The 15,857-nt window shown below is 69.0% G+C and carries 15 protein-coding genes; 9 read left to right on the top strand and 6 right to left on the bottom strand.

What is annotated here, in order from left to right; genetic code table 11:
* The first annotated feature begins 17 nt into the window (after nucleotides 1-17).
* From F3S47_RS01200 to F3S47_RS01190, 3 genes are all read left to right on the top strand, one after another.
* On the top strand, nucleotides 18-698 hold the full coding sequence (locus F3S47_RS01200; protein WP_150443399.1) for a molecular chaperone DjiA: 681 nt from the start codon (nucleotides 18-20) through the stop codon (nucleotides 696-698).
* Nucleotides 695-1,705, top strand: a complete 1,011-nt coding sequence (locus F3S47_RS01195; RefSeq protein WP_150443398.1) for an endonuclease/exonuclease/phosphatase family protein — start codon at nucleotides 695-697, stop codon at nucleotides 1,703-1,705. The genes F3S47_RS01200 and F3S47_RS01195 overlap by 4 nt, the downstream gene beginning before the upstream one ends.
* Before the next feature lie 64 nt (nucleotides 1,706-1,769).
* Nucleotides 1,770-2,153 (top strand): hypothetical protein, encoded by a 384-nt coding sequence (locus F3S47_RS01190; RefSeq protein ID WP_150443397.1) that lies wholly within the window; start codon nucleotides 1,770-1,772, stop codon nucleotides 2,151-2,153.
* Here the strand turns inward: F3S47_RS01190 and F3S47_RS01185 are convergent.
* The 4 genes from F3S47_RS01185 to F3S47_RS01170 all read right to left on the bottom strand — a co-directional run bounded on the left by F3S47_RS01185 (nucleotide 2,150) and on the right by F3S47_RS01170 (nucleotide 7,806).
* Complete coding sequence (locus F3S47_RS01185; protein WP_150443396.1) at nucleotides 2,150-3,694, bottom strand: Ppx/GppA family phosphatase; 1,545 nt, start codon at nucleotides 3,692-3,694, stop codon at nucleotides 2,150-2,152. The genes F3S47_RS01190 and F3S47_RS01185 overlap by 4 nt on opposite strands.
* A 163-nt stretch (nucleotides 3,695-3,857) precedes the next feature.
* A complete protein-coding gene (locus F3S47_RS01180; RefSeq protein ID WP_150443395.1) occupies nucleotides 3,858-6,059 on the bottom strand; it encodes an RNA degradosome polyphosphate kinase in 2,202 nt (733 codons plus the stop codon).
* The gene (locus F3S47_RS01175) at nucleotides 6,056-6,727 is read right to left on the bottom strand and encodes an HdaA/DnaA family protein (RefSeq protein ID WP_150443394.1); all 672 of its coding nucleotides are present in this window, start codon (nucleotides 6,725-6,727) and stop codon (nucleotides 6,056-6,058) included. The genes F3S47_RS01180 and F3S47_RS01175 overlap by 4 nt, the downstream gene beginning before the upstream one ends.
* On the bottom strand, nucleotides 6,727-7,806 hold the full coding sequence (locus tag F3S47_RS01170) for an AI-2E family transporter (RefSeq protein ID WP_150443393.1): 1,080 nt from the start codon (nucleotides 7,804-7,806) through the stop codon (nucleotides 6,727-6,729). The genes F3S47_RS01175 and F3S47_RS01170 overlap by 1 nt, the downstream gene beginning before the upstream one ends.
* A 134-nt stretch (nucleotides 7,807-7,940) precedes the next feature.
* Between F3S47_RS01170 and proS the strand changes: the two genes are divergently transcribed.
* Entirely contained in the window at nucleotides 7,941-9,284 is a 1,344-nt protein-coding gene (gene proS, locus F3S47_RS01165) for a proline--tRNA ligase (RefSeq protein WP_150443392.1), read from the top strand.
* A 41-nt stretch (nucleotides 9,285-9,325) separates the two neighbouring features.
* Here proS and F3S47_RS01160 read toward each other — a convergent pair whose 3' ends face one another.
* Nucleotides 9,326-9,832 (bottom strand): hypothetical protein, encoded by a 507-nt coding sequence (locus F3S47_RS01160; RefSeq protein ID WP_150443391.1) that lies wholly within the window; start codon nucleotides 9,830-9,832, stop codon nucleotides 9,326-9,328.
* A 195-nt stretch (nucleotides 9,833-10,027) separates the two neighbouring features.
* Between F3S47_RS01160 and F3S47_RS01155 the strand changes: the two genes are divergently transcribed.
* From F3S47_RS01155 to F3S47_RS01145, 3 genes are read left to right on the top strand one after another with little or no spacing between them, the layout of a single operon-like run.
* A complete protein-coding gene (locus tag F3S47_RS01155; protein ID WP_150443390.1) occupies nucleotides 10,028-10,681 on the top strand; it encodes a DUF2937 family protein in 654 nt (217 codons plus the stop codon).
* Entirely contained in the window at nucleotides 10,678-11,145 is a 468-nt protein-coding gene (locus tag F3S47_RS01150; RefSeq protein ID WP_150443389.1) for a hypothetical protein, read from the top strand. The genes F3S47_RS01155 and F3S47_RS01150 overlap by 4 nt, the downstream gene beginning before the upstream one ends.
* 60 nt (nucleotides 11,146-11,205) lie before the next feature.
* Entirely contained in the window at nucleotides 11,206-11,925 is a 720-nt protein-coding gene (locus F3S47_RS01145; RefSeq protein ID WP_150443388.1) for a ThuA domain-containing protein, read from the top strand.
* Nucleotides 11,926-12,012: 87 nt separating this feature from the next.
* Here the strand turns inward: F3S47_RS01145 and F3S47_RS01140 are convergent, their stop codons facing one another.
* Entirely contained in the window at nucleotides 12,013-13,620 is a 1,608-nt protein-coding gene (locus F3S47_RS01140) for an ABC transporter substrate-binding protein (RefSeq protein WP_150444169.1), read from the bottom strand.
* A 200-nt stretch (nucleotides 13,621-13,820) separates the two neighbouring features.
* Here F3S47_RS01140 and F3S47_RS01135 point away from each other — a divergent pair, with 200 nt between their 5' ends.
* Together F3S47_RS01135 and F3S47_RS01130 are read left to right on the top strand one after the other, a co-directional pair.
* Nucleotides 13,821-15,146, top strand: coding sequence for an ABC transporter permease (locus tag F3S47_RS01135; RefSeq protein ID WP_150443387.1), 1,326 nt, complete (start codon nucleotides 13,821-13,823; stop codon nucleotides 15,144-15,146).
* Nucleotides 15,139-15,813 carry an ABC transporter ATP-binding protein gene (locus tag F3S47_RS01130; protein WP_150443386.1) on the top strand — a complete coding sequence of 225 codons (675 nt, stop codon included), beginning with the start codon at nucleotides 15,139-15,141 and terminating at the stop codon, nucleotides 15,811-15,813. The genes F3S47_RS01135 and F3S47_RS01130 overlap by 8 nt, the downstream gene beginning before the upstream one ends.
* The last annotated feature ends 44 nt before the right edge of the window (nucleotides 15,814-15,857 follow it).

The raw sequence follows: 15,857 nt of genomic DNA, 5'->3' as shown, positions 1-15,857 counted from the left end.
CCCGATAGGCTCCGCCCATGTCAATCTGGTCTCGCATCGCCGACGCTCTTGCCGCCCTTCGCCAGGGCGAGGGGCTCACGGCCATCTTCGACGCGCTGCGCAGCCCGCCGGAGCGGCGCGCGGCCTTCGCCATCGCCGTCATCGCGCTGGGCGCCAAGATGGCCAAGGCCGATGGCCAGGTGACCCGGAACGAGGTGACGGCCTTCCGCGAGGTCTTCAGCATCCCCGAGGCGCAGGAGAAGAACGCCGCTCGCATCTTCAACATGGCCCGCACCGACGTCGCCGGGTACCGCGACTACGCCCGCCGGGTCTCCGCGATGTTCGAGGACCAGGCCGATACGCTCGCCGACCTGCTGGAAGGGCTCTTTCACATCGCCGTCGCCGACGGGGCCTACCATCCGAACGAGGACGAGTTTCTCCACGAGGTCGCGATGATCTTCGGCTTCGACGAGCGGCGCTTCTCACGCCTGCGGGCGCAGTTCGTCCCGGATGCCGAACGCGACCCCTACGATGTTCTCGGCGTGACTCCGGACACCCCGATGGAGGAGATCCGCGCGGCCTGGCGCAAGCTCGTGCGCGACAGCCACCCCGACGTGATGATCGCGCGGGGCGTGCCCGAGGAGGCGGTGAAGCTCGCAGAGAAGCGCATGGTCGCCGTGAACCAGGCCTGGGAGGAAATCAGCGAGGCCCGCGCGTGAGGATCGCCACCTGGAACGTCGAATGGTTCACCCACCTGTTCGACGACGAGGGGGAGTTCCTCCCCGGCGGGGGCTGGTCCGGTCGCCGCGACGTCCGCCGCTACGAGCAGGCGGAGGCCATCGCCCATGTGCTGACCCGGATAGACGCCGATGCGGTCATGGTGATCGAGGCTCCGGATTCCCACTCCAAGCGGGACGGCATCGCCGCCCTCAGGACTTTCGCGCGGCACTTCGGCTTGCGGACCCGCTCCGCGCTCATGGGCTTCGTCAATGACACCCAGCAGGAGATCGCGCTGCTCTACGACCCCGAGGCGTTGGAGGCGCGGCACGATCCGCAGGGGGCCACGAACGGAGGAGGCGTCCCGCGCTTCGACCAGAGCTACCGGATCGACGTCGACGTGGACCGTGCGCCCGAGACCATCCGCTGGTCGAAGCCGCCGCTGGAACTCGCCGTGAGGACTGAGGCGGGAACGGAGCTGCGGATGATTGGGGTGCATGCCAAGTCCAAGGCTCCGCACGGTGCGCGGACGCCTGATCAGATCATGGCGGTCTCGATTGCCAACCGGCGCAAGCAACTCGCCCAGTGCATCTGGTTGCGTGCCCGGGTGGAGGAGCACCTCGCGCGCGGAGAGAGCCTCGTCGTGCTCGGCGATTTCAACGACGGCCCCGGCCTCGACGACTACGAGGCGCTCTTCGGCCGGTCGGGCGTCGAAGTCGTTGCCGGAGAGGGGGACGGGCCCCGGCTCTTCGATCCGCACGCGGGCGCGCCGCTCACCCGGACGGCCGCCCGGCCAACGTCGGCGCGCTTCCGTGTGCCGCCCGACGGACGATACCTGACGGCGATGCTCGATTTCATCATGGTCTCGGAGGACCTGCTCGGGCGCGGTCCGGACTGGCGTATCTGGCATCCCTTCGAGGACCCGGACTGCTACGCCGACGCCGATCTGCGAAAGGCGCTGCTCACCGCCTCGGACCACTTTCCGGTCACGCTCGATCTTTCAATCTGACCTTGGGCGGACGCGGGCGCGGCCCTATGTCTCTCAGCATGACCCCAACCCCAAGGTGCCTCCCATGAGACACATCGCTCTTGCCGCCGCCCTCACGTTCTCGGTCGCCCTTCCCGCCGCCGCGCAGGAAGACGAGGAGATGAACGAGGGCTTCAGCCTGATGGAAGAGGGCAGCCGCCTCGTCCTGCGCGGGCTGGTCGAAGAACTCGGTCCGGCCATCGACCAGATGGAGGGGCTCTCGGAAGAAATGCGCGACAGCGTCCGGGCCCTGGCTTCCGAGATGGGCCCCGCGATCCGCGACATGGTCCGGCTCATCGACCAGGCCCAGTACTACGAGGGCCCCGAGGTCCTTCCGAACGGCGACATCATCATTCGCCGCAAGCCGGACGCGCCGCCCTACGAGCGTCCCGAGGACGCGCCCGAGCCGGGCGAGGAAATCGAGCTCTAGCGGCCGATCTTGACGAGGTAGCCGCCGCCGAGCGCCGAGGCCAGGCTCTTGAGCCGAGCCTCGGCCACCTCTCCGAAGAGGGGGCGCGCGGCGGCATTGAGGTGCAGGACCAGCACCTTCTTCTTCGGGTGCCATTGCAGCCGACCCGGCGGCTCGTCCGCCTGGATCCAGAGCATCGCCCCGAAGCGCATGGCGCGGCCCAGCACCTCGGCCTCGGCCTGCTCCTCGGGCTTCAGCAGCGTCAGCAGGTGCTCGTAGACCGTGCCCTCCTTCTTGGAGGAATAGCGGTGCATCAGCGCGAGCCCGAGATAGATGCGCTCGGCGTGTTTCAGGCCGCCGAGGTTGGCGCGCGTCGCGTTGTCGAAGGTCACTTCCGCCCGGTAGTCCGGGTGGGCGCGCCAGCTCACGTCGTGAAGCAGGCAGGCAGCGCGGATGATGCGCTTCTTCTGCCAATCGGCTCGGGGAAAGAGCGGCAGGATGAAATCGTAGAGCACGCGCCCGAAGCCGGGCAGGCGAGCGTCCTTGGCCTCGGCGAAGCGGGCGCTCTCGATCAGCGGATCGCGGGCGCGCAGCTCCGGGCTCATCTGCTCGTAGAGCATCCCCTCGCGGATGCCGTAGGAGGAGATGGTGATGTCCTTCGGCTTGAAGGTTCGGATGACCTCGGTGAGGACCTGGCTCGCCAGCGGAACAAGGCTCATCCGGGCGTCGGAAATGCCGCATCGGCTGCGAAGGGCCTGGAGGTCGGACTTCCGGATGAACTCCGCGGTCTTGGCAACGTCGCGCGGACGCATACGGTACTCGTGCAGGACGTGGAGCGGGTAGTCCTTCCGCTCCATGTCGACCCGGGCGATGGCGCGCCACGAGCCGCCGACGAGGAAGAGGCGCTGGCCGGTCTCCTCTCCCATGCGCTGGAAGAGGTCGGACATGACGCCCTTGATGTGGGCCTCCATCCCCTTCTTGCCGCCCTTCACCCCGGCGAGCTTCAGCGGACCGAGCGGGGAGGTCAGACGGCGGCCGACTTCGCCGTCCTGCAGCCGGGCCAGTTCCATAGACGAGCCGCCGATGTCGCAGACGAGACCGTAGGAGCCGGGCCAGCCCAGCAGCACACCTTGGGCGGAGAGGCGGGCCTCTTCCTCGCCGTCAACGATCCACAGGGCGACGCCGGTTTCTCGCTCGATCTCGGCGGCGAAGGCGGGGCCGTCCTCGGCATCGCGCATGGCAGCGGTGGCGACGGTGGTGAGGGGCGAGATGCCGATCCGGTCGGCGAGCGCGGCGAAGCGGCGGATGGCGGAAAGGGCGCGGGCCTTGCCCTCGGGGTTCAGCCGGCCGGTTTCACCCAGCCCGGCGCCGAGGCCGGCCATGACCTTCTCGTTGTAGAAATAGGCCGGGCTCCGGGCGGCGCCGTCGAAGACGACGAGACGGACGGAGTTGGAGCCCACGTCGACGACGCCGACCCGGGACAGGTCCTGGGCCTCGGGATTCCCCAGCAGGGGCGCGCCGAAGCCGCCCCACGTCTCGCCGGTCTCGGCCGCGTCGTCCATGCACGCAGGGTTGCCCGACTGGAGCGGGGGAGGCAAGCGAAACGAAGGGGCAGGCAGTGTCCAAATTTGGACAGGTGGTTAACCTACTGAAAAGGATATAAAAACATGATTAACGCGGCGCCCGTTGATCATTTCCCGGCAAGCCCGCCGACCCGCCCCTGTCTCAGTCCGCGCTATGGGTGAGGTCGGGTACGTCGTCGGCCCCGGCCGATCCGCGCCCGGAGAGCGAGGGCGTCTCCATGAAGAAACGGTGGGCGGAGAACGGGCGCTCGTTGCCCGTCAGCTTGGCCCGCCGGAACTGCCCGTCCGACCCCATGACCCAGCTCTGCGCGGTGTCCGCGAGGTTCGCCGCCATGATCTGCTCGGTGATCTGCGCCTTCACGGTCGGGTTCATCGCCTCGACCAGCGTCTCGACCCGGCGGTTGAGGTTCCGCCCCATCCAGTCGGCTGAGGAGAAGAAGACCCGGGCGTGTTCCGAGGGCAGGGCGTGCCCGTTGCCGAAGCAGACGATGCGGGAATGCTCCAGGAAGCGCCCGATGATCGATTTCACGCGGATGGTCTCCGAGAGGCCCTTCACTCCGGGCCGGAGTCCGCAGATGCCGCGGATCACGAGGTCGATCGGCACGCCGGCCTGGGAGGCCTCGTAGAGCGCGTCGATCACGTCGGTCTCGATCAGCGCGTTCATCTTGGCCCAGACGCCGGAGGGACGGCCGGCGCGGGCCGCCTCAGCCTCCGCGCCGATCCGGTCGAGCAGGAAGCTCTTCATGCCGTCGGGCGAGATCCGGAGGTTCTCCAGCCCCTCGGGCTGGGCGTAGCCGCCGACGTAGTTGAAGACCTTGGTCGCATCCCGCCCCAGCGCCGCGTCGCAGGTGAAGAAGCTGAGGTCGGTGTAGATCTTGGCAGTGATCGGGTGGTAGTTGCCAGTACCGCAGTGTGTGTATGTGACGAGCCGATTGCCTTCGCGCCGCACGACCGTGCTTATTTTGGCATGCGTCTTGTAGTTGATGAAGCCGTAGACGACATGCGCCCCCGCCCGTTCGAGCGTGCGGCTCTGCCGGATGTTCGCCGCCTCGTCGAAGCGGGCCTTGAGCTCCACCAGCGCGGTCACGGACTTGCCCTCTTCCGCCGCCTCGCAAAGCGCATCGACGATGGGCGAGTTGCGGGAGGTCCGGTAGAGGGTCTGCTTGATTGCCACTACGTCGGGATCGTTCGCGGCCTGCCGGATGAACCGCACCACCATGTCGAAGGTCTCGTAGGGGTGATGCAGCAGCATGTCCTTCTGCCGGATCGCGGCGAACATGTCCCCCTCGTGGTCCTGCACCCGCTCCGGAACGCGCGGGGTGAAGGGCGGCCAGAGCAGCTCGGGTCTGTCGTCGGTCACCAGTTCGGAGAGCGCGCCGATGCCGACGAGACCGTCGACCTCGATCACCTCGTCGGTCTGCACCGGTAGCTCTTCCATGATGACGCGCCGAAGACCCTCGGGCGCCCCGGCGGAGAGCTTCAGCCGCACGACCTCGCCGCGACGGCGGCGCTTCAGCGCGACCTCGAACTCCCGGACGAGATCCTCGGCCTCTTCCTCGACTTCCAGGTCGCTGTCGCGAAGGACGCGGAAGGCGCAGTGCCCGGAGAGGGCGTAGCCCGGGAAGAGGCTGCCGATATTGAGCAGCAGCAGCTCCTCGAGCGGCAGGTAGCGGTGGCCGCTTTCCGACGGCAGGGCGAGGAAGCGGTCGATCTGGTGCGGCACCGGCAGGAGCGCCCGCAGCAGCCGCCCGTCGCGCCGCCGTTGGAGCTGCAGCGCGAGGGCGAAGCCCTCGTTCGGGATGAAGGGGAAGGGGTGCGCCGGGTCGATCGCCAGCGGCGTGAGCACCGGGAAGACCTGCTCGAGAAAGGTCTCGGTGAGGAAGGGCTTGTCCGCCTCGGTCACGTCCTGTGCCGAGAGGATGGAGATGCCGGCCTCTTCCATCTCGGCGCGCAGGACCGTCAGCACGTCCTGCTGCCGCTTCATCAGCGACCGCGCGTCGGCATCGATGAGGCGCAGCTGCTCGGCCGGGGTCAGCCCGTCGGCGGCCGGCGTCGTGTTGCCCGACAGAGCGAGCTCGCGCAGGCCCGCGACGCGGACGGTGTAGAACTCGTCGAGGTTCGTGGCGGAGATCGAGAGGAACCGCAGCCGCTCCAGCAAGGGGACGGCGGGGTTCTCGGCCTCTTCCAGCACGCGCCAGTTGAAGCCCAGCCAGGAGAGCTCTCGGTTGAAGAAACGGTCGGGGCCGGACATGTCGCCCTGCGGATCGGTCGGGGCCGGGCAGGGCGCGTTGAGGAAGTCCGCCTCGGAGGCGGCCGCCACGGGTCTGATCCGGGCGCGGCTCATGCGGTCTCGTCCTCGGGCGGCAGGACCCGGCGGATGAACGGAATGGTCAGCCTGGCCTGTTCCGCGAGGGCGGCGCGGTCGAGCAGGTCGGCGATGCGGGCCGCTTCGTCGAAGGAGCGCTGCATGCGGGTGACGAGGTATCGGACGGCCTCGGGTGGCGGCGAGAGGCCCCGGTCGTCGAAGAGCTTGACCAGGACGGCGGTCAGCAGACGGTCGTCGGGGTCGCCGATCCGGGCCACCGGGGCAGCCTCCATCCGAGAGCGCAGATCGGGCAGGAGAGTGGGCCAGCGCGAGGGCGGCGTCGCCGCTGTCAGAAGGAGCGGCGTGCGCGCGGCGCGGGCGGCGTTGTGGATGTGAAAGAGCGTCTCTTCGGCCTCGCGCGGCAGCCGGTCTGCGTTCTCGACCACGATGGCCGGCGCGCGGGGCGGTTCCGTGGCGGGCGTCAGGGCGGGGGCCTCCAGCACCAGGGCGCCCGTGCGGTCGGCGAAGAGCCGGGCGAGGTGGGTCTTTCCGGATCCGGGCGGGCCGACCAGGGCGAGCTTGCCCTCGGGCCAAGTCTCAGGGGCGGTGGCCTGGACGTAGGCGTCCGCGTTGGCCTCGCCGACGAAATAGGCGTCGGCCCCGAGCGCGATGCGGCGCGGGAGGTCGAGGGCGAGCTGCCGTCCCATCAGGGCGCCCCGTCCGGCCCGCGGTAGAGTTCGCTGTGCCGGTACTGGGTGACGCCGAAGCGGGCGACGACGCCGATCACCGCGGCGACCGGAACGGCGATCAGCAGGCCGATGAAGCCGAAGAGCGCGCCGAAGACCGCCAGCGCCAGGATCAGCCAGACCGGGTGAAGGCCCACCGAGGAGCCGACGAGATTGGGGGTGAGGATGTTGCCCTCGACGACCTGGCCGACCTGGAAGACGAGCGCCACGCCGACGATCCACCACCAGTCGCCCCAGAACTGCACAAGGGCCACGCCGATGGCGAGCAGCCCGCCCAGGATCGCGCCGACGTAAGGGATGAAGGACACGAACCCTGCGAAGGCGCCGATGACGATGCCGAAGTTGAGCTGCATGATCCCGAGCGCGATGGCGTAGAAGGTGCCGAGGATCAGGCAGACCGTGCCCTGGCCCCGGATAAAGGAGGCGAGGGTCTGGTCGATTTCGGCGAAGATCCGGCGGATCGTGGGGGCGTGCTCGCGCGGGAGCAGGTCGTCGATGCGGGCGACCATCCGGTCCCAGTCTACCAGCAGGTAGACGGTGATGACTGGCACGAGCACGAAGAGGACAACGACGTTCACGAGGCTGGCTGCGGAGCTCAGGACGCCCGTCGCGAGCTGGCCGGAGCGGTCGCGGACGAATTCGCCGACCGCGATCAGCTGCTCGCGGACCGCCTGCTCGTCGATGGTGATGCCGAAGCGGGCGTCGATCCAGGTGCCCGCCTGGTCCGCCAGCAGGGGCGCGCGGTCCACGAGGTCGGCGAAGAAGGCGAAGAGCCCCTCGGCCTGGCCGATCAGGGTCGGGATCACGAGCAACAGGAGCAGGGCGAAGAGCAGGACGGCGATGACGCTGATGATCGCCACCGAGAGGCCCCGGTTCAGGCCGCGCGCCTCGAACCAGTCGGCGATGGGGTCGAGCAGGTAGGCGATGGCGCCGGCCAGCACGAAGGGCGTCAGGACGTCCCCGAGGAACCACAGGATGAGCACGAAGACCGCGAGCGCGATCCCCCAGTACTTCGCCTGTTCTCGAACGGGCAGGGCCATCGGTCTCGTTCTCCTGTCGCCTTCCAACCTTTTCGAGACTTGCGGGTCCGAGCGCAAGGGGCGCGCGGACGCTTGAACGGCAGGCGGCGGGGCTCTACACCCCCGCGGGACACGCAAAATGACGGACCCCTCCCATGCGCCTCAGCCGCTACTTCCTGCCCGTTCTCAAGGAGACGCCCGCCGAGGCGCAGATCGTCAGCCACCGGCTGATGCTGCGGGCCGGCATGATCAAGCAGGCCTCGGCGGGGATCTACTCCTGGCTGCCGCTGGGCTACCGGGTCCTGCGCCGGATCGAGCAGATCGTCCACGAGGAGCAGCAGCGCGCGGGCCACGTTCCGATGCTGATGCCGACGCTGCAGTCGGCCGAGCTCTGGCAGGAGAGCGGCCGGTACGACGCCTACGGCCCCGAGATGCTGCGGATCAAGGACCGGCACGAGCGCGACCTGCTCTACGGTCCCACCAACGAGGAGCTGATCACCGACATCTTCCGCTCCTACGTCGGCTCCTACAAGCAGCTGCCGCTGACGCTCTACCACATCCAGTGGAAGTTCCGGGACGAGATCCGCCCCCGTTTCGGCGTGATGCGGGGCCGCGAGTTCCTGATGAAGGACGGCTACAACTTCGACCTGACGCGCGAGGACGCGCTGCACGCCTACAACCGCCACCTGGTCAGCTACCTGCGGACCTACGAGCGTATGGGCCTGCAGGCGATCCCGATGCGCGCCGAGAGCGGCCCCATCGGCGGCGACGACACGCACGAGTTCCTCGTGCTGGCCGAGACCGGCGAGTCCGAGGTCTTCTACGACAGCGAAATCACCGAGCTGAAGTTCGGCGATCGCGAGATCGACTACGACAGCGTCGAGCAGTGCCAGTCGGTGCTGGAGGAGTTCACCTCGCGCTATGCCCGCACCGATGACACCCACGAGGAAGCCGTCTTCGAGGAGCGGGTCCCCGAGGAGCGCCGCCGCCGGGCGCGCGGCATCGAGGTGGGGCAGATCTTCTACTTCGGCACCAAGTATTCCGAGCCGATGGGCGCGACGGTGCAGGGCCCCGACGGCAAGCCCGTGCCGGTGCACATGGGCTCGCACGGGATCGGCGTGTCGCGCCTTCTGGGCGCGATCATCGAGGCGAGCCATGACGACAACGGCATCATCTGGCCCGAGGGCGTGACGCCATTCCACTGCGGCATCGTCAACCTCAAGCAGGGCGACGCCGAGGCCGACGGCGCCTGCGAGAAGCTCGAAGCGGCACTGATGGCGAAGGGGCTGGAGCCTCTTTACGACGACCGCGACGAGCGGGCGGGCGCGAAGTTCGCCACCATGGACCTGATCGGTCTGCCCTGGCGCATCACGGTCGGCCCGCGCGGCCTCAAGAATGGAGTGGTCGAGCTGACCTCGCGCCGCACGGGCGAAAGCGAGGAGCTGACGCCCGAGGCCGCCGTCGAGCGGGTGGCGGAGATCTACGCGCCACACCTCTGAGTACCGGGACAGCGCGGCCGTTCGCGGCCGCGCGGCGGGGCTCAGTGAATGAGGGCCCGGACGCGCTCGGCGTAGCCGCGGAACTCCTCAAGGTCCGGCGCGCCGAGTTCGGGGCTCGTGTGCCGGGCCAGACAGCAGAGCATGCCGTAGTTGCTGCCGTCGGCGCGTTCGACGGGGACGCTCATGTGGGATCCGATCGGGATGGCGGTGGTGATCGGGATCTCGCGCGCCAGCTCGAAATTGCCGGTATCCGTCATCAGGTTCGGCAGGTCGCCCTTCAGGATGTGCAGGCAGTAGACCTCCCGCAGGTCCATCGACATGCCGGCCTTGGCGAGACCCTCGAGGCCGGGGGCGCTGACGTGCCGAAAGACGGCCGAGTTCCCGACGAACTCGGAGAGGTAGGCCACCTCCATCCGGTATTTTTCCCTCACCTTTCTGAGAATGGTGTCGATGTCGTCGGTGCGCTCGGAGTCGCGGCAGAGGGTTCCGAGGTCTTCCATGATGTCTTCCGTCTTGTTCTGGTCGTGCTTCGTTAACCTCTTCTTCATCTCGGACTCTGTTCCGAATGGGGCGCGAGAGTGTTCATTCCAGAGGGGTTTGCCACCTGCGGTTGCCAGCGGGGTCTCTGGTCGCCCGGGCAACAGGTTCAGGGCGAATGGCTGCCGGGCTTTGCCGATTCTCTCGGGGCTGCTAGTCTTTCCTGCAAAATCACGGGTCGGAGCAGGTCCCGGAGTGAGGCAGACATGATCATCCGTATGCTCGCGCTGGCCGGCGGTCTCGCCGGGGGAGCGGCGCTGTCGCAATATCCCGAGTTCACCCAGCAATACGTCCAGCGGCTCGGCGGGCAGATCGACGCTCTGACGGTCGTGGTCGAGGATTTCGATGCCACGGCGGAGAGGTCGGGGCTGACCCGCGATGCGGCGCTCGCACAGATGACGGGGACGCCGTTCCTCGACGACCGCCGGGCGGACATGACCCGGACCATCCGCCGGTACGAGAGCCTGAGCGAGGCGAGGGTCGCGCTCGACACGGCCACGCCGATGGAGCGGCTGATGCTGCCGCACCGGATGGGCGACTCGGAGACCTTCCGCGGCACCTGGGAGGCCTTCGAGCCCGCCTTGCCGCTGACCCTACCGGGCGCCGTGGCCGCCGGGGCGGGCTATCTCGCCGGCTGGCTCGCGGTGGCGGGCATGCTGTCGCTTCTGGCACTGCCGTTCCGCGGGGGCGCGCGCCGTCGCGATCCCTACGACGAATACGACGACGAGCCCCAGCAGGAAACCGCGCCGCCCCGCTCCCGCCAGTTGCGGGCCGAAAGGGGGCTGCCGCAGGAGCCGCCCCTGCGCCGCCCCGGCCGGTCCGAGCCGCCCCTGCGGCGGAGGCTGGAGCCGGGCGAATGAGGTTCCTCGCGCTCTGTCTCCTTCCCGGACTGGCGATGGCTGAGCCGGAACCGGTCGAGCCCGGCCGCTTCGGCGTGCGCGTGGAGGTGCCGGAGGGATTCGAGGCCGAGCCACCCCCGGCGAACGCCGACGGCCGGAGCTACCTCGGAGAGGCCGGGGCCCGGATCGCGGTCTTCGGCCGCCATCGCCTGTCCCAGCCGCTCGACGCCTACCTCGCCGACCGGAAGGACGCCCTGGGCGGCGAAGGAGTCGAGATCACCTACGAGGCCTCGGGCGAGGACTGGTTCGTCCTCTCCGGGGAAGGCGAGGACCGGGTCGTCTACCTCCGTGTCGAGGCGGCCGAGAGCTGTGGCGGCGACCCGATCTTCGCGCACCTGCGGATCGGTTATCCGACGGACCTTCCTGATCGCGCGGCGCTCGAAGAGCGGATCGGCGGAATCGCGGCGACGCTTTCGGGCTGCTGAGGGACTGGTCTCCGCGGCGGGCGGCCCATAGGGTCCGGCCGACCAATGGGAGGACCGGACATGGCCAAGGCACTGATCACATGGGGCGGATGGGAGGGCCACGAGCCCGACAAGGTCGCCTCGCTCTTCGCGACGATGCTGGAGGCCGAGGGCCTCGAGACCGAGATGCACGACACGCTCGCCTGCTTCGACGACGCCGAGCGCGTGGCGGGCTTCGACCTGATCGTGCCGGTCTGGACGATGTCGAAGATCGAGACCCACCAGGCCGAGGCGGTGAGCGAGGCGGTTGCCCGGGGCGCGGGCCTTGCCGGGTGTCATGGCGGAATGTGCGACGCCTTCCGCGAGAACGTGCTCTGGCAGTTCATGACGGGTGCGAACTGGGTGGCGCATCCCGGCGGCGACGGGGTCAAGTATACGCTGCGCATCACGGACGGCGAGCACGAGATCACGCGGGGGATCGACGACTTCGAGGTCGAGAGCGAGCAGTACTACATGCAGGTCGATCCGGCGAACCATGTCCTCGCCACCACGCGGTTCCCGGTGGTGGACTGGTACCATTCCGCAAACGGACCGGTCGACGTCCCGCAGATCTGGTGCCGCCGCTGGGGGATCGGCCGGGTGCACTACAACGCGCTCGGTCACAAGGCGAACGTGATCGACCACGGCCCCGCGCGGGAGTTGCTGCGGCGCGGCCTGCTCTGGGCGGCGAAGGGCCGCGACGCGGCGACGGCCGAGGGGCTGTCCCACGCCGATTTCGCGGCGTCCGGCAAGCACTTCTGAGGGGAAAGCCGCTTCGACGCGGCTTGGGCAAGGCCTGTGGAAAGGCCTTGCCGGAGCGGGCGGCCCGGGGCCGCCCGCCGCCTGAGGTCAGCCCTCGAGGCCCAGCGTGTGGACGTGGATCTCGTTGATCGGGTGGCTCTCGGCACCGATCACGCCCGGACGGGAGTGGCGGAAGAGCGAGCGCCAGTAGGGCTGCACGATGGTGCCGTCCTCGCGCAGGAACTCCTCGATCCGCTGCATGATCGCCCGGCGTTCGTCGGCGTCGGCGATGGCCGAGGCCTCGTCGAGCATCGAGTCGAACTCCTCCGAGGCGAGCCCGGTCTCGTTCCAGGCCACGCCCGTTCGGTAGGCGAGCGCCATGATCTGCACGCCGAGCGGCCGGTGGCCCCAGTCGGTGGACGAGAACGGGAAGTTCGCCCAGTCGTTCCAGAAGGTGGAGCCGGGGTAGATCGTCCGGGAGACCGGGATGCCGGCGTCACGCAGCTGCGCCGCCATCGCGTCGGAGGTGTTCCGGCGCCAGTCGTCGTCGATCGAGATCAGCTCGTGCTCGAAGTCGGCCATGCCGGCCTCTTCCAGCAGCGCGACGGCCGCCTCGGGATCGTATTCCGCCGGGCCGATGTCCGCGTATTCCGGGTGGATCGGGCAGACGTGGTGGTTCTCGGCCAGGGTGCCGCGGTTGGCGTAGCCGAGCTCGAGCAGGACCTGGTTGTTCGTGGCCAGCGCGAGCGCGCGGCGCACGCGGGCGTCCTCGTAGGGACGCATCCCGTTCACCTCGGCCTCGCGGTTGGTGCGCAGGACGATGGTGTTGGCCGAGACCGACTCGCTCTCGTTCCAGCCGATGGCCTGGAAGATCTCGACGTATTCGCCCACGGTCTCGTAGGTCATGTCGATCTCTTCGGCCTCGGCCGCGGCCACGTGGGCGGCGCCGTCGGTGCCGTAGTCGATGAACTCGATCCGGTCGAGGTAGGCGCCTTCGCCCCACCACGGGTGATCGGGGTCCTTCTCGAGCACGGCGCGGACGCCGACCTCGTATTCCACCAGGCGGTAGGGGCCGGTGCCCACCGGGTCCGAGGCCGGGTCGCCGGACCAGCCGTCGGGGACGATGGCGGCCGGGTACTCGGTCACGGCGGGGATGATGGTGATGTCGGGCCGGGTGAGGTTCAGCCGGACCGTCATGTCGTCGACCACCTCGATCGCGCCGTCGGCGGGGCCGGAGCCGTCCTCGTTCTGCAGCGCCGACATGCGGGAGGCCATCGAGTTGCCTTCCCAGTTGCCGTCGCACCATCGGGTGAAGTTGTAGGCCACGTCCTGCGCGGTCAGCTCGCCCCGCCCGTCGTTCCAGGTCGCCCCGGGACGGATGTTGAGAATGTATTGCGTGGCGTCCTCGTTGACCTCCCAGCTCTCCAGCAGCCGCGGCTCGAAGGTGCCGTCGGCGTTGTACTGGACGAGGTACTCGAGGAAGCCGCGCACGACGTTGCCGAGCTGCGGCCAGTTGAAGGTCGGCGGGTCCAGGAGGGCGCGGACGTCCTGCTGGATGCGGATGGTGCCGCCGGGCTGGATGTGCTGCGCCGCCCGGGCCGGGCTCTGCAGGCCGATCAGCCCGTAGGCGGTGGTCGCGGTCACCCCGAGCGCCGTGGCGCGCGTGAGGAACTCGCGCCGGCTGAGCTGGCCCTTTGCCACTTCTTCGGCGTGCATGTGGGCAGCGGGATGGATCTTGTCCCTGTTGTAGAATTCAGTCACGGGTCTCTCCGGCTGATTTACATGGCCCGACCCTCCCGGCCGGCCCTCGCGACCGTTACCTTACCGGCCCTCGCCGACGGTACAATCCGTTTTGACCCGATCTTGACCGGACCGGAGGGACGGGAGAAGGAGGGCCGACTTTGGAAAGGCGTCCCATGAGCCGCACACCCCGACCGTTTTCGCGTTTCGAGTGGATGATCGCCTGGCGCTACCTGCGCGCCCGCCGCGCCGAGGGCGGCGTCAGCGTGATGACCTGGATCAGTCTTGTCGGCGTGACGCTCGCCGTCTTCGCGCTGGTGGCCACGCTCGCCGTGCGCTCGGGCTTCCGGGCGGATTTCGTCGACACCATCGTGGGCGCCAATGCCCATCTCACCGTCCGCCAGCAACGGCAGGAGGTGGTGACGGTCACCCAGGGCGACCAGACGGTCGAGGTGCCGCGCATGGTCGACACCATCGACGACTACGAGGAGACCGCCGCGCAGCTCGCCGCGCTGGAGGGCGTGGAGCGGGCGAACCCGGTGGTCTACGGCGAGGGGCTCGCCAGCCGGGGCGAGGAGGGGACCTTCGTCCAGGTCTACGGGATCGCGCCGCAGGAGTTCGCGGATATCCCGCTAATCCAGGACCCCCAGGCCTCGCAAGGCAGCCTCTCGGACTTCGGCGAGGTCGAGGATGGCGTCGCGGTCGGCTCCGGCGTGGCGACCGCGCTTGGCCTGGTCCCGGGCGACCGGGTCTCGCTGACGACCGCGGGCGGGGTCCAGACCGCCGTGGGCCGGACCCCGCGACGCGCCTTCTTCGAGGTCGTCTACGTCTTCCAGACCGGCCGCTACATCACCGACAGCACACGCATCTACATGCCGCTGGAGCGCGCCCAGGCTTTCTTCAACAGCGAGGGGACGGTCGACGAGATCCAGGTCTTCGTCGAGAACCCCGACGAGGTGGAGCGATGGATCGACCCGGTCTATTCGGCCCTGCCGCCCGGGTCGCTGCTCTATTCCTGGAAGGACAACGAGGGCGCGTACCTCCGGGCGCTGACGGTCGAGGACAACGTCATGTTCGTGATCCTTTCGATCCTCGTCCTCATCGCTTCGATGAACATCATCTCGGGCCTCATCATGCTGGTGAAGAACAAGAGCAGCGACATCGGCATCCTGAGGACCATGGGCCTCAGCCAGGGCTCGATCCTGCGGGTCTTCTTCCTTTGCGGGGCCTCGATCGGCACCATCGGGACCGCGCTCGGCGTGGCGATGGGTTGCCTCTTCGCGATCTACATCGATCCGATCTTCAGCCTCGTGAACTGGGTGTCGGGCGGCGGCGTCTGGGACCCGTCGATCCGGGGCATCTACGCGCTGCCTGCCAAGCTGGAGGCGGGAGACGTGCTCTCGGCCGTGTCGCTCTCGCTCTTCCTGTCCTGGGTGGTCACGATCTTCCCGGCCCGCCGCGCGGCCCGGATGAACCCGGTGGAGGCGCTGCGCTATGAGTGAGCTGACGCTGCAGGGGGTGAGCAAGGGCTACAACCACGGCCGCCCCAACGAGGTGCGCGTGCTGCAGGGGGTCGACCTGAGCGTCGCTCCGGGAGAGGTCGTGGCACTTGTCGCGCCCTCCGGCGCGGGCAAGTCGACGCTCCTGCACATCGCGGGGCTTCTGGACACGCCTGACGAGGGCCGCGTCTCCATCGGCGGCGAGGACATGACAGACCTCTCCGACCGGCGGCGCACGGCGGCCCGGCGGCGCGAGGTGGGCTTCATCTACCAGTTTCACCACCTGCTGCCCGAGTTCTCCGCCGAGGAGAACATCGTCCTGCCGCAGCTTGCCAACGGAGTCGCGCGGGCCGAGGCGTCGCGCCGCGCGCGCGGCCTGCTGGAGACGGTGGGCGTCGGAGAACGGGCGAGCCACCGTCCCGCCGCGCTCTCGGGCGGCGAGCAGCAGCGGGTGGCCTATTGCCGGGCCCTGGCGAACCGGCCGCGTCTCCTGCTCGCGGACGAGCCCACGGGCAACCTCGACCCCGCGACCTCGGAGAGGGTTTTCGCGGCGCTGATGGAGTTGGTGCGCGGCACCGGGCTCGCGGCGCTGATCGCGACGCACAACCTGGAGCTCGCCGGCCGGATGGACCGGGTGGTTCGGCTCGACGCGGGGCGCGTGGTCGACTGAAGTCGTTGCCGGATCGCGCGGCGCGGCGCACACTCGTGGCATGG

Source organism: Histidinibacterium aquaticum, assembly GCF_008710275.1.
Lineage (GTDB): Bacteria > Pseudomonadota > Alphaproteobacteria > Rhodobacterales > Rhodobacteraceae > Oceanicola > Oceanicola aquaticus.
This window is presented reverse-complemented; position numbering and strand designations above follow the sequence as displayed.

What these genes read in the sequence shown, in the direction of transcription:
- F3S47_RS01200 (WP_150443399.1), top strand. Translation starts at nt 18, where the DNA reads ATGTCAATCTGGTCTCGCATCGCCGACGCTCTTGCCGCCCTTCGCCAG.
- F3S47_RS01190 (WP_150443397.1), top strand. Translation starts at nt 1,770, where the DNA reads ATGAGACACATCGCTCTTGCCGCCGCCCTCACGTTCTCGGTCGCCCTT.
- F3S47_RS01185 (WP_150443396.1), bottom strand. Translation starts at nt 3,694, where the DNA reads ATGGACGACGCGGCCGAGACCGGCGAGACGTGGGGCGGCTTCGGCGCG.
- F3S47_RS01180 (WP_150443395.1), bottom strand. Translation starts at nt 6,059, where the DNA reads ATGAGCCGCGCCCGGATCAGACCCGTGGCGGCCGCCTCCGAGGCGGAC.
- F3S47_RS01175 (WP_150443394.1), bottom strand. Translation starts at nt 6,727, where the DNA reads ATGGGACGGCAGCTCGCCCTCGACCTCCCGCGCCGCATCGCGCTCGGG.
- F3S47_RS01170 (WP_150443393.1), bottom strand. Translation starts at nt 7,806, where the DNA reads ATGGCCCTGCCCGTTCGAGAACAGGCGAAGTACTGGGGGATCGCGCTC.
- proS (WP_150443392.1), top strand. Translation starts at nt 7,941, where the DNA reads ATGCGCCTCAGCCGCTACTTCCTGCCCGTTCTCAAGGAGACGCCCGCC.
- F3S47_RS01160 (WP_150443391.1), bottom strand. Translation starts at nt 9,832, where the DNA reads ATGAAGAAGAGGTTAACGAAGCACGACCAGAACAAGACGGAAGACATC.
- F3S47_RS01155 (WP_150443390.1), top strand. Translation starts at nt 10,028, where the DNA reads ATGATCATCCGTATGCTCGCGCTGGCCGGCGGTCTCGCCGGGGGAGCG.
- F3S47_RS01150 (WP_150443389.1), top strand. Translation starts at nt 10,678, where the DNA reads ATGAGGTTCCTCGCGCTCTGTCTCCTTCCCGGACTGGCGATGGCTGAG.
- F3S47_RS01145 (WP_150443388.1), top strand. Translation starts at nt 11,206, where the DNA reads ATGGCCAAGGCACTGATCACATGGGGCGGATGGGAGGGCCACGAGCCC.
- F3S47_RS01140 (WP_150444169.1), bottom strand. Translation starts at nt 13,620, where the DNA reads ATGCACGCCGAAGAAGTGGCAAAGGGCCAGCTCAGCCGGCGCGAGTTC.
- F3S47_RS01135 (WP_150443387.1), top strand. Translation starts at nt 13,821, where the DNA reads ATGAGCCGCACACCCCGACCGTTTTCGCGTTTCGAGTGGATGATCGCC.
- F3S47_RS01130 (WP_150443386.1), top strand. Translation starts at nt 15,139, where the DNA reads ATGAGTGAGCTGACGCTGCAGGGGGTGAGCAAGGGCTACAACCACGGC.